Genomic DNA, 12,950 nt, shown 5'->3' with positions numbered 1-12,950 from the left:
GCCGGCCCTCTTCCTTCGCAAGCAACGCAGAAAATCAGGAGCCTGCGCTCAGCACCCAGGCCACCAGTTGCTTCGCCTCGTCTTCATTGAGGTTGGGGTGCGGCGGCATCGGAATGCGGCCCCACACACCCTTGCCGCCTTCACGTACCTTCTTGGCCAGCTTGGCGGGCGCGTCTGCGTCGCCCTTGTATTTCGCAGCCACATCGACGAAGGCCGGCCCGACAATCTTGGTCTGCACGCTGTGGCACGAGAAGCAGCCGCTCTTGTCAGCCAGGGCCTGCATATCGGGGGCGGCATGCGCACCAGCCGCGCAGAATGCTGTTGACGCAAGGGCCAACAGCGAAACAACTCCATTGCGCATCATCACGTTCTCAACTCCATGACGCTGTAAATCGGCCGCGCTGCGCTGTGCACTGTTGGGAGCGCACAGCACACCGCGGACTCGCTTAGTTCTTGTGCAGCTTGAACACCCAGACCGAACCGCCCTGCTCCAGGAAATTCACGCGCTTGGCCACCTCACCGCCCCACAGCGGCACGGCGCCACCCCAGCCCGACACGACGGCGACGAACTGCTCGCCGTTGTCTTCCCAGGTGACCGGCGGCGCGACGATGCCGCTGCCGGTCTGGAATTCCCACAGTTCCTTGCCGGTCTTGGCATCGGCCGCCTTCAGGTAGCCCTCGGGCGTGCCCCAGAACACCAGGCCGCCGGCGGTGGTCATCACACCACCCCACAGCGGCGCGTTGTTCTTGATCTGCCACTCGATCTTGCCGGTCTTCGGATTGATCGCGCGCAGGGCGCCGATGTAATCCTCATTGAGCGGCTTGATGGTGAAGCCGGCACCCAGGTAAGCGGCGCCCTTTTTGTAGCTGATCGGCTCGTTCCAGATGTCCATGCCCCACTCGTTGGCAGGCACGTAGAACAGGCCGGTCTGCGGGCTATACGCCATGGGCATCTGGTTCTTGCCGCCCAGGAAGCCCGGCTCGGCAAACACCGACTTGCCCTTCTTGTCCTCACCTGTAGCCTCGGACGGGTCGCCCGGACGGTGGTCCGGTGCGTAGTTCGGCCGGCCGGTCTTGAGGTCAATGCTGGTGGCCCAGTTGACCTTCACGAACGGGAACGCGTTGAGCAGCTTGCCGGTCTTCGCGTCGTTCACATAGAAGAAGCCGTTGCGATCAGCCTTGCCGCCCACGCGCTTGCCGTCCATGTCGAACGTGACGAACTCGTTCACGCCGTCGAAATCCCAGCCGTCGTTCGGGGTGTTCTGGTAGTGCCAGACGATCTTGCCGGTGTTCGGGTCGATGGCCAGCGTCGACGACGAATACAGGTTGTCGCCCTTGCGGATGTGGCTGTTCCACGGCCCCGGGTTGCCGGTACCGAAGTAGGCCAGGCCGGTCTGTGCGTCGTACGTGCCGCCCAGCCACGTCGATGCGCCACCGGTCTTCCACGTCTCGCCGGGCCAACTCGCGTTGAGCGTGCCGGTCATGCCGTTCTCGGTCTTGTTGCCGTCTTTGTCGTACTTGTAGCCCATGTGGCCTTCGACGGTCGGACGGGTCCAGATCAGGTTGCCGGTCTTGGCATCGCGCGCTTCCACACGGCCCACCACGCCGAACTCGCCGCCTGATACGCCGGTCAGCACCATGCCTTTGACGATCAACGGTGCGGCGGTGCTTGAGTACCCTGCGGCGTAATCGTCGATCTTCTCTTTCCAGACGATCTTGCCGGTGTCCTGGTTGAGCGCGATCAACTGTGCATCGAGCGTGGAGAAGATGACCAGGTTGTCATACAGCGCCGCGCCGCGGTTGACGACGTCGCAGCAGGGCATGATGCCTTCGGGCAGGCGCTGCTCGTACTTCCAGAGCTTCTTGCCGGTCTTCAGGTCGATCGCGTAGATGCGCGAGTACGACGCCGTGACGAACATCTTGCCGTTGTAGATCAGCGGCTGGGCTTCCTGCCCGCGCTGCTTCTCACCGCCAAACGAGAACGACCAGGCCGGCACGAGCTGGCTGACGTTCTTCGTGTTGATCTTGGTGAGCGTCGAAAAGCGCTGCCCTTGCGTGCCCATGCCCCAGGTCAGCACGTCGCCCGCCGATTTGGCGTCGTTGTCGATCATGGCGTCGGTGACGGGGGGCGTTGCCGCGTGCACGGCAACACTTGCTGCCGCCATGGCAGCCGCAAGTGCAATCACTCGTAGTGTCCTCATTCTTATCTCCTCTACCTCTGTCTTTATGGTCCGGGTCTGGCAGTGTGATGTCACACCGGAGGGACCCAGGGCAAATCCCGTGCCATCGGAAAACGCCGTGAAACTGCGGTTTCACACGGGGCGAACCGCCACGGTGCGTGCCATACCGGAACACATCGTGTGTTCTGTTGCGAAATGGAACAGCGCAACCGAACCAGGGTTCTTCATCGATACCTCGGCCTACAGGGTGGGGGCGCCACGACCGGGCAACATGCGCTGCACGCAGCGCTGCGCATCGAACCACTGATGCTTGATCACCCCAGAAACGTGGAACACAACCAAACCGAGCAGCAGATAGGCAGTCATGCCATGCAGCGTGGTGAACAGGTGCTGCAGTGCGCTATCGACCCAACCCCAGCGCGGCAGCGGCACACCCCAGAAGCGTGTTCCGTACTGGTTGAACGAAGAGCCCAGGTAGCCGGAGAGCGGCATCACGACCATGCACATGTAAAGCAGACGGTGGGTGATGCGCGCCAGCTCCGTCTCCCAACAATGCAGGCCGGGAATCGGTGGCGGTGTGGACTGGCGCATGCGCGCGATCACGCGCCACGCAATCACCAGTGCGGCCGTCAACCCGAGCGACTTATGCAGATTCACCAACGCCGCTTTTCCAGGGGCACCCTTCGCCAGACTGGTCATGTAGTAGCCCAGTGGAAACAGCGCGAACAGCAGCAAGGCGCTGGCCCAATGCAATGTGATCTGGAGGCCCGCATAGGTTGTGGCAGCGCCTCGCATCAGCGGGCCAGCGGGTCGGTTAGCGCGGCGCATCGAGGCTTCCGACCGAGGTTGGATAGGTCACCACACCCCATGGCAGCTTGTAGCCGGGGAGCGTATCGACGACCTCGCACTTCTGCGGGTCGATCACCTGCACGCTGTTCGATCGGCCGCAGGCCAGCAGTAGCTTCTGTGCATCGGGCGTGAAGCTGAAGTGCCAGCAGCGTTTGCCGACCGGAATGGCGGCCACCGGCGCAAAGGTGCGCGCATCGAACACCTGCAGCTGATCCGCACGGCTGGCCGCCACCCAGAGGTATCGGCCCTCGCGATCGAACGCCACACCATAAGGGCCCTGCCCGGTCGGCACCGCCCGGATCGGCTTGAAGCCGGCATCGAGCAACAGCAGGTTGTTCGAGTTTTCCAGCGTCACCACGTAGGTTTTGCCATCCGGCGCGATCTTGATGCCGCGCGGCCGATTGCCGAACGATGAGACATCCACCGACTGCATCTGCTTGAGCGTAGACAAGTCGTACACGCCGACCGTGTTGTCGCCCTCGTTGGCCACCAGCAGCAACTTGCCGTCCGGCGAGAACTCGATGGCCTCTGTTTCCTGCGCCGCCTTGATACGGCCAACGACGGCCCATTGACTGAGATCGATGATGGCCACTTCGGCCGGGGCGTCATCCTTGTCGTCTTTCTTCGCCTGATCGCTCTTGCCAGGCGGCCCGCCTTCCGACGAGGGCTCGTAGGTCACGAACGCCCGGAGGCCATCTGGCGAGATACGCATGAACTCCACATTCCGGCCGACCGCGATGCGCTTGATTTCCTTGCGCGTGCCGGTATCGACCACGGACACGTCCGCGCTGCCCTGATTGGCCGTCAGCAACCAGCGGCCATCCGGAGTTACGGCAAGCCCGCGCGGGTCCTTGCCCACGGCAATCTCGGCAACGGGCTTGAGCGTGCGGGCATTCAGCATGGTCACGCCACCCCCTTGGTTCGTGACATAGGCGACGGGATCGGGCACCTCTGCAACGGCTTGGACAGTGGACAGCAAGCCTACGCAGATCAACGTGGCTATCTGAACGGTGTACGTGCGTGTTTTCATGATCGTGTCTTCTTCAATGCGTTCAGTCCTTGTCCGCGCTGGAAGCCTTGCCGCCAAACGAGTAGGTCAGTCCAATCCAGACCGCACGCGGGGGTGCTGGCGTCATGAACTGCTGCGTCGCCAGCGTGTAGATGCTCGTGGTGCCCGACAGGCCATACGTGGAGTAGCGCTTGTTGAACACGTTGTTGATGTAGGCCGAAATCTCGAGGTTCTTCATCGGCTTGTAGTGCACGTTCAGATTGACGAGACCGTAGCCAGCCACCACGCCATTCGGGTCCGCATTGCTTTCGTTGCCATGGGCAAATTGCTTGCTGACCAGCATCACGTTCCCGCCCACCGAGAAGCTGGGGCTGAACGCATACGACGCCCCCAGCTTGAGCGTCTTGGCGGGGATGCCGGGGATCTTGTTGCCGCTGACCACGTTCTGTCCGCTGGCGGTGGTGAATGCCGACTTGTAGATCGCATCGACGTAGCCGAAGTTGGCCGACAGGCTCAACTTGTCGATCGTCGTGCTGGCGCCCACCTCGAAACCACGCCGTTCGGTCTTGCCAACGTTGGCGAAGTAGCCGTACGTGTTCGACGTGGCAATGAACTGGATGTCGTTGCTGAGCCGCGAGTCGTAGACTGACGCGCTCCAGTAGGTGGACTTGCCCACCTTTCCACGCCCGCCGAACTCGATGGTTTTAGCCACCACGGCCTTCAGGTCAGGGTCGCCATTGAAGCCGGTAGGCAGCGAACACGGGCTGTTCGGATCGGCGCACGAGAGCTCGATCGAGGTCGGGGCCCGCATCGATTCGCTGTAGCTGCCGAAGATGCCCTGCCCTTTGCCAAGGTCGTAGTTGAACCCCAGTGCCGGGTTGAACCGTTGATAGTGGTGCGAACCGGCAAGGCCGTTGGTTTCCGGCCCCGCCACCGACCCCGCCGGAACGCCATTCGGGCTGGATGCGACACCCGACCCCGAGTTCGCATACCGATAAGCGCCCAGGTAGTCGGGGTTGTAGTACGACGTGCCCGATATGCTGTCCGTCCAGGTGTAGCCGCCGTCTTCGTTCAGGAATTTGCGGTTTGCACCGCCCTGGTTGAGCACGGTGTAGTTGAAGCTGCCGGACGCGGTCACGCTCAGCTTTTCCGTCACGCTGAACGTATCGGTGAAGTACGCGCTGAAGTTGTTGACGTTGGACGTCAGGTTCACCGCCCCGATGACGTTGCTGCCGGTAAACGACGCGGGGTTCGATGCGGACGGTGCCAACCCATTGGCGGTGAAGCCGTATTCCTGATTGGGGATCACCACCGTCTGGTAGTTGATCAACCGGGCCAGGTAGGTGGTCTGGTCATAGGTGATGCGCGAATGGTCAAACGCGCCGCCCAGCGTGAACGCGTTCTTGTGCCCTGCCAGGTTATCGAAATTCGACCACTGGAGGGACGAGCCCACCGTGTCCTCATGCGTGGCGGAATCGACCAGGCTGGTATTGATGGAACTGGTCCAGCGGCCATAGCCCAGCGCCAGCGCTCTGGCACCCGTCACGGAATTCACGGCGGTGCCATTCGGCGCCTTGTTCGCGCATTTGTAGGTGGTGGCGCCGCGGGCCGTGGTCGTTGCCAGCGAGCCATCGTCGTTGAAACAGCCGTCGTCCAACTGCGCGTTGCTGTTGACGTTGTGCAGGTTGGCTTTGCGGTAGTAGAGGCTGCCGGCAAGCTGATTGTTGTCGTTCAGCCAATGGCTGCCTTTCAGGTTCAGCAGCGCCATCCGGTTTGAGATGGTGTCCGGCCAGGTATAGGCGGCGCTGCGGTTCGACATCATGTCTGCTGGCAGCGACTGCGTGCCGTTCAGCGACGTGTCCGCCAGCGCCGCAGACAGCTCCAGTTGGGTCGCGCCTTCATTGCCGCGCCACCGTGCCTTGCCGAACAGTTGCTTGACCTCCGAACCAGAGTGGTCGCGAAAGCCGTCCTGCTTATCGAAGTTGCCGGCCGCGAAATAGTCGAGGTTGTGCGCCTCGTCGACACCGCCGGTCTCGAAGCTCACGGCTTTGCGGCCGAACGATCCGCCAAGCACGTCGATCGACGTTCCAGGGTAGTCCTTTCCATTCTTCGTATTGACGACGAGTGCCCCGCCCAGGGTATTGAGCCCGAACATCGGGTTAGAGCCCGGCAGGATGTTGACGCTGGACATCGCGTTCATAGGAATGAGATCCCAATTCACGATCGAACCGAAGGGCTCGTTCATCCGCACGCCGTCAAAGTAGACCGATACTCCGATCGGCACGCCCAGCAGCGACGACACCTGGAACCCACGGTAGTTGACGTCGTTCTGGTACGGGTTGCCGGATCCGTTGCTGACGCTGACCTGGCCAAGGTTGTCGTTCAGCGCGTCTGCCAGATTCGAGCTGCGTTGCTCGCGGATGTCCTTTGCGCTGATGCGCTGCGCGTTGGCCGGAAACTGCGACAGCGGGACGCCAATGCTGTCGATCGGCGTCGAGCCAACGACCTCGGCCGTTGGCAAGGCCACGGCAATGATCCGGTCCTCGGCCAATGCCGGCGAATGCAGCCCGGCAGCGGCGAGCGCCAACACCACACCGCTCGCGCGGGGTGCGGCTTGGCACAGATGGCGAGTGCTTGAATGCACAGCGTGTCTCCCTGGTTTTTCTCTTTCGCCGTGCCCTGGGTGTGCAAGCGGACATCCCAAAGGAAAAGAAAGGCGTGGCGATGGCGATCCCTGATCAGGAATCAATGGCAACAGGCAGACACCCGCCGTCACGCGACAGCGTGTGTGATTGGCGCATGGCCCTGTCTCCTCTTCTCTTGTATTTGCCTGCGAAGTCATTGCCCCGCAGGTCAGCGGCAGGCGCGCGGGTGTCGATGACCGCGCGCCTGCCTGTTCCTGCTAACTACCCGCTGCTACACCATCAGAAGAAGCCCAGCGGCTTGGTGTCGTAGCTCACCAGCAGGTTCTTGGTCTGCTGGTAGTGGTCGAGCATCATCTTGTGGGTCTCGCGGCCCACGCCCGACTTCTTGTAGCCACCGAAGGCCGCATGCGCCGGATACAGGTGATAGCAGTTCGTCCACACGCGCCCGGCCTTGATGGCGCGGCCCACGCGGTAGGCGCGGTTGATGTCGCGCGTCCACAGGCCGGCGCCCAGGCCGAACTCCGTGTCGTTGGCGATCTGCACGGCCTGCGCTTCGTCCTTGAAGGTCGTCACGGCAATCACCGGGCCGAAGATTTCTTCCTGGAACACGCGCATGCTGTTGTCGCCCTTGAGCAGCGTCGGCTTGATGTAGTAGCCCTTGGCGAGGTTGCCGGGCAGCACTTCCACATCGCCGCCGACCAGGCATTCGGCGCCTTCTTCCTGCGCGATTTCCAGGTAGCTGCGGATCTTGTAGAACTGCTGCTCCGAGGCTTGCGCGCCAACCATCGTTTCCGTATCGAGCGGGTCGCCGCGCTTGATGGCAGCCACCTTGGTCATCACCGCATCCATGAAGCGGCTGTAGATCGATTCCTGCACCAGCGCGCGCGACGGGCACGTGCACACTTCGCCCTGGTTGAAGAAGCCAAGCACCAGGCCTTCGGCGGCCTTTTCGATGAAGCTCGGCTCGGCCTGCATGATGTCTTCAAAGTAGATGTTGGGCGACTTGCCGCCCAGCTCCACCGTCGACGGGATGATGTTGTCGGCTGCGCACTTCATGATGTACGAGCCCACCGGCGTCGACCCCGTGAAGGCGATCTTGGCGATGCGCTTGCTGGTGGCCAGCGCCTCGCCGGCTTCCTTGCCGTAGCCGTGCACAACGTTCAGCACGCCGGCCGGCAGCAGGTCGCCGATGATTTCCAGCAGCACGCAGATGCCCAGCGGCGTCTGCTCAGCCGGCTTGAGCACGACGCAGTTGCCGGCGGCCAGCGCGGGGGCCAGCTTCCAGGCGGCCATCAGCAGCGGGAAGTTCCACGGGATGATCTGGCCGACCACGCCCAGCGGCTCGTGGATGTGATACGCCACGGTGAATTCGTTGATCTCCGCCGCCGAACCTTCCTGCGCACGGATGCAACCGGCGAAGTAGCGGAAGTGGTCGGCCGCCAGCGGGATGTCGGCGTTCAGCGTTTCGCGCACGGGCTTGCCGTTGTCCCACGTCTCGGTCACGGCCAGCAGCTCGAGGTTCTGCTCGATGCGGTCGGCAATCTTCAGCAGGATCAGCGAGCGGTCCTGCACCGAGGTGCGGCCCCAGGCGTCGGCCGCAGCATGCGCGGCGTCGAGCGCGAGGTTGATGTCTTCAGCGGTCGAGCGCGGGAATTCGGCAATCGCTTCGCCCGTCACCGGGGTGGTGTTGGTGAAGTACTGGCCCTTGACCGGCGCGACGAACTCGCCGCCGATGAAGTTGCCGTAACGCGACTTGAACGAAACGATGGCGCCGGGGGTACCGGGATGGGCGTAACGCATGGGTTGTCTCCTGATGTTTGAGTGATGACCGCAGCGTCATGTCTGCGCTGTGTCCGGTCGTCATCTGCAAAACCCGGGCCACCCCCTGCGACAGATGTTTCATCCCCCCGGCATCGGCTGTTCTGCGTTGTCCGCCCGTGGGATTGCTCCAGAATGGAACACCGGGTGTTGCAAAGCTCAACGCCCCATCGCCTGAACACCCAATGCAGCCGCATGTGAGCACCCCGGGCGCATGGCATGACTTTCGCAATCCCAGCCGTTCATCCGAACCCTCAAGGCAAACGATGAGAACGGCTCCACTCCTTGTCGCCGCCGCGCTGCTCCTTGTGTGTCAGTCCTGGCCGGTACGGGCTGATACGAACACCGACCCTGCAGGCTCACCGCTCTGGCCATTGATTCATCAGCAGATGTTCGGCGCCGCGCGGGCCACGTTCGACAACCGCATCAAGATCACCGGGCCCGCGTTTGCAGAAGACCCGATGCAGGTGCCCATTGCGTTTGACGCATCTGCGCTGGGCTCGGTCGAACGCGTTGTTGTCGTCGTGGATCGCAACCCGATCCGCAAGGTGCTGGAGTTCGAACCGATGCGCGTGCGCCCGGCGCTGTCGTTCCGGTTCAAGCTGCAGGAGGCATCGCCGGTGCGCGTGGCGGCACGCACGCCGGATGGCGTCTGGCATGTCGGCACCTTCTTGGTGGATGCCACCGGCGGCGGCTGCACACTGCCCGGCGCCACCCGCAAGGATGCGACCTGGAGCACCACGCTGAACCAGGTCGAGTCGCGCGTGTTTCCGGGCTTCAACGGCGCGGGCAGCCGCATCCGCCTGCGCGTGATGCATCCGATGGACACGGGGTTGGTGGCGGGCATCCCGTCCTTCCACATCGAACAACTCGACCTGCTCGATGCACGGCGCCAGCCCATGCTTCGGCTGGCGCTGTACGAGCCCGTGGCCGAGAACCCGATCTTCTCCTTCGATCTGGACGGCCCCGTTGAGCACGGCATCAGCGTGGCCGGCGTCGACAACAACGGCAACCGCATCCGCGCACAGGTGACACGATGAGCTGGCTGAACCAACGGTTGGGCATCCTGCTATGTCTGGCGATGTTGATGACCAACGCATACGCGCAAGGGCTCGACTACCACCTCGTACCGCGCGCGGTTGCGCCCGATATCTGGGTGCTGGAAGGTGCCAATGCGGACTTCTCCGTGCGCAACGGCTGCAACATCATCAACACCGGCTTCATCGATACCGGTGAAGGCGTGCTCGTCATCAACACGGGGCCGTCCGTGCTGTATGGCGAGCAGCAGCGGCAGGCCATCCGCCAGGTCACATCGGCACCCGTGCGCTGGGTGTTCAACCTGAACCTGCACCCCGACTATTTCTTCGGCAACCAGGCCTATGCCGATGTCGGCGCGCAGGCGCTGCCAGGCACCATCGCCGGTGCACAACGCGAGGGCGAAGCCTATGCGGACAATCTCTACCGCCTTTGTGGTGACTGGATGCGGAACACGGCGTCGACACCGCCCAGCCAGCCGTTGACGCCGGGCGAGCGCGCCCTGGGCCGCCACCGCATTGACCTCATCCGGCTCGAAGGGCATACCGGCGACGACCTCGTTCTGGTGGACCGGACGCGCGGTGTGGTCTTCGCGGGCGGCCTGGCGTTCCGCGACCGGATTCCCACCACGCCGCACGCCGACATTCCACATTGGCTGGCCAGTCTCGATCGGCTTCAGGCCATCGTTGCCGAGAGCGGCGCGCGCATCTTGATCCCCAGCCACGGCCCGGCGCTCGGCCAGGCAGACGCCATCGCACAAACGCGGCAATACCTGCTCTGGCTGGACGCACGCATGCGGCATGCGGCGCAGGAGGGGCGCGATCTGGCCGAAGTCATCACGATGCCGGTGGACACGCCCTATGCGCAATGGGGCGGCATGCCCGCGGAGTACGTGCGTAACGTCACCCGCTTCTATCCGCGCTATGAGAACGCCGCGCTGGCGCCCTGACATGGCGCCAGACCCTGCCCGGCGACGCTGGATGCGCCTGATGCTCGCGACCCTGATCAACCCGGCCCTGGCTGCGTCCGCAACGCCCGCGCGTGTCACGCTGTTGCGCCTGCAGGACGGCCTGTACGCCGCGCGGGCCGACAACGCCGAAGCCTCGCGCGCCAACGCCGGTGAAGTCGTGCCGACGCTGGTGCACGTCACCGGCAACGGCGTGCTGGTGGTTGACCCCGGCCCGCATGCGCGATGGGGCGATCGATTGATTACCGCCATCCGGCACGTCACCGCGGAGCCCATCCGTTGGGTGGTCAACACGCACGCGCACCCCGAACACGTGTTGGCCAACGCGGCCTTCGCGCAACTGCAGCCGCGCCCCGCGTTTCTCGCCTCGGCTGCCACCGCCAGCCTGATGCGGCAGCGCTGCGAGACCTGTCTGGCCAGGTTGACCGCCATGCTGGGCGAGCGCGTCATGCGTGAGACGCAGATCGTCTATCCCGAGCCCGCACTGCGCGATGGCGATTGGCTGCACACCGGCAAGACGGCGTGGCAAGTTCTCGTCTACGCGGCGGCGCATAGCGCGTCAGACACGGTGTTGTATGCCCCGCAGCGGCGCGTGCTCTGCGTGGGCGGCCTGGCCTATCGGCAGCGCATTCCAGACCTGCAGGAAGGCTCGCTGGTGGGATGGCAACACGCGTTGCGTGCCTTGATCCCGCTGCCCGCCGGCATCGTCGTCGGCACGGCCATCGGCACCCCGGCGCAGATGCTCCACCCCACGCTGTCCTATCTCGACATGCTGGATGGCGCGGTCACCCAGGCCATCGAGGCCGGCGCAGACGCGGCCCGCGCGCTCGACTACGTGCCGGGTGATGCGTATCGCGACTGGCGCCACTTTCATCCTCGACACGCATTCAACGTGGCGCGCGCCTGGCGCGAACTGGAAGACCGCTGGATGCAGAACGCGCCCGCGGTCTGATCAAGCCCGCTCCATTGCTGAACAAACGCAGCACAGGTGTTGCACCGACTGTCCCGCCACGCCACAGCACCCATCCAGCGCTCAGCACCCGCAAACGTTGCCCACCCGCTTGCAATGCACCGCAAACGGCCGCATGCGCGTTGGTACGCGTATTGCAAAAGCCCCCGCCGGCGTTGAGCGCGCTTCGCGCAATTGGCGTCCATCCCAATGCGTCCGAGCCGAATCCTTAGGCGCATCACACAAAGACAATACGGAGACAACATGCAGAACAAACGCGTTCGCCAATGCGCCCTGGCGGCCCTGGCAACCGCCCTCGGCAGCGCTGCGAGTGGGGCTATCGCACAATCGTCCGTCACGATCTACGGCACGGTCGACGCCGGCTTGCAATACCAGAACCGGAGCGCAGCCGGCGGCAGCATCACAGAGTTGCATTCGGGCGGTATCAGCCCAAGCATCTGGGGCCTCAAGGGCGTGGAAGACCTGGGCGGTGGCCTGAAGGCCAGCTTCAACCTCGAAAGCCATTTCAGCAGCGACACCGGCACGCTCACCACCGGCCCCGGCTTCAGTTCAGAACTCTTCCGCCGGCAGGCGAACGTTGGCCTCAGCGGCAACTGGGGCGCGATCACGCTGGGTCGCCAATACAGCCCGGCACTCATCGGTACGATCGGCACCGAAGCACGCGGGTTCAAGGAGCAGTTCTCGAACCTGTACGGCTGGGCCTACAACCAGCTCCCCGCCCCAGGCAACGCGATGGGCGCCGGCACGAACCCCGGCAACGATGTGGGCGTGTTCATCGGCAACGCCGTGCAGTACGCCAACAACTTCGGCCCTGTGTGGCTGGGTGTCGCGTATTCGTTGGGTGAGACGGCAGGCAGCTTCAAGCGCGGCAACGAGCTCTCGCTGGGGGCCACCTATACGGGCCCGGTGACGGTCGGCCTCGGCTATCAATCCACGTCGGACAGCGGCACCGGCCAAACACTGAGCCGGCTGTGGAGCGCGGGCGTAGCGGTGCCGTTCGACGCCTTCACAGGCAGGGTGAACTACATCGGCGTCACCAACAATGCACCCACGGGCGCACGCGTGTCGGACGTCAAATCGCTCGGCGTCGGGCTCGACTACAGGTGGAGCCCCGCCAATACCGCCACGCTGGCCGGCTACTACAGCAAATACGAAAGCAGCACGCACGACAGTTCCACCAAATCGGTCGTGCTGAGCAACGACTACTCGTTCTCCAAGCGCACCACGCTGTATGTGCAACTCGTGTATGTGGACGCCGGCGCCGTGGGTACGGCAGATCCGCTCGAAAGCATCAAGACGTCGATTGTTGCCGGAGGCACCGCCCCCGGTGCGAAAACGGTGCTGGCTGGGGTTGGCCTGAAACACGCATTCTGATCAGTTAAGCGCGCGCCCCCTCTTCCGCGGCGAATGGGCGGGTCAGGAATGACCTTGCCTGAAGGAAGAGGGGCGGCAGGCTGAAAAGCACTGCCGCCGCCCG

At 63.7% G+C, this 12,950-nt stretch carries 10 protein-coding genes; 4 read left to right on the top strand and 6 right to left on the bottom strand.

What is annotated here, in order from left to right; translation table 11 throughout:
• Positions 1–34: 34 nt before the first annotated feature.
• From F7R11_RS23555 to exaC, 6 genes are all read right to left on the bottom strand, one after another.
• A complete protein-coding gene (locus F7R11_RS23555; protein ID WP_197495071.1) occupies positions 35–361 on the bottom strand; it encodes a c-type cytochrome in 327 nt (108 codons plus the stop codon).
• 85 nt (positions 362–446) lie between these two features.
• The gene (locus F7R11_RS23550) at positions 447–2,201 is read right to left on the bottom strand and encodes a PQQ-dependent methanol/ethanol family dehydrogenase (RefSeq protein WP_064807348.1); all 1,755 of its coding nucleotides are present in this window, start codon (positions 2,199–2,201) and stop codon (positions 447–449) included.
• A 219-nt stretch (positions 2,202–2,420) separates the two neighbouring features.
• Positions 2,421–3,008: a cytochrome b gene (locus tag F7R11_RS23545; RefSeq protein WP_064807350.1), complete on the bottom strand. Its 588-nt coding sequence runs from the start codon at positions 3,006–3,008 to the stop codon at positions 2,421–2,423.
• Positions 2,995–4,059 (bottom strand): beta-propeller fold lactonase family protein, encoded by a 1,065-nt coding sequence (locus tag F7R11_RS23540; RefSeq protein ID WP_064807352.1) that lies wholly within the window; start codon positions 4,057–4,059, stop codon positions 2,995–2,997. The genes F7R11_RS23545 and F7R11_RS23540 overlap by 14 nt, the downstream gene beginning before the upstream one ends.
• 22 nt (positions 4,060–4,081) lie before the next feature.
• Positions 4,082–6,682, bottom strand: a complete 2,601-nt coding sequence (locus tag F7R11_RS23535; protein WP_064807354.1) for a TonB-dependent receptor family protein — start codon at positions 6,680–6,682, stop codon at positions 4,082–4,084.
• 280 nt (positions 6,683–6,962) lie between these two features.
• A complete protein-coding gene (exaC, locus tag F7R11_RS23530; protein WP_064807356.1) occupies positions 6,963–8,483 on the bottom strand; it encodes an acetaldehyde dehydrogenase ExaC in 1,521 nt (506 codons plus the stop codon).
• A 284-nt stretch (positions 8,484–8,767) separates the two neighbouring features.
• Between exaC and F7R11_RS23525 the strand changes: the two genes are divergently transcribed.
• The 4 genes from F7R11_RS23525 (at position 8,768) to F7R11_RS23510 (ending at position 12,847) form a co-directional block, all read left to right on the top strand.
• Positions 8,768–9,541 (top strand): quinoprotein dehydrogenase-associated SoxYZ-like carrier, encoded by a 774-nt coding sequence (locus tag F7R11_RS23525; protein ID WP_064807358.1) that lies wholly within the window; start codon positions 8,768–8,770, stop codon positions 9,539–9,541.
• Positions 9,538–10,485, top strand: coding sequence for a quinoprotein relay system zinc metallohydrolase 1 (locus tag F7R11_RS23520; protein WP_064807360.1), 948 nt, complete (start codon positions 9,538–9,540; stop codon positions 10,483–10,485). The genes F7R11_RS23525 and F7R11_RS23520 overlap by 4 nt, the downstream gene beginning before the upstream one ends.
• A 40-nt stretch (positions 10,486–10,525) precedes the next feature.
• Complete coding sequence (locus F7R11_RS23515) at positions 10,526–11,455, top strand: MBL fold metallo-hydrolase (RefSeq protein ID WP_064809047.1); 930 nt, start codon at positions 10,526–10,528, stop codon at positions 11,453–11,455.
• 261 nt (positions 11,456–11,716) lie between these two features.
• Positions 11,717–12,847, top strand: coding sequence for a porin (locus F7R11_RS23510; RefSeq protein WP_064807362.1), 1,131 nt, complete (start codon positions 11,717–11,719; stop codon positions 12,845–12,847).
• Positions 12,848–12,950: the final 103 nt, after the last annotated feature.

It is taken from the genome of Ralstonia insidiosa (assembly GCF_008801405.1).
Classification (GTDB): Bacteria; Pseudomonadota; Gammaproteobacteria; order Burkholderiales; family Burkholderiaceae; genus Ralstonia; species Ralstonia insidiosa.
Note: the sequence above shows the minus strand (reverse complement) of the source record. Positions and strands in the feature narration are given on the sequence as shown.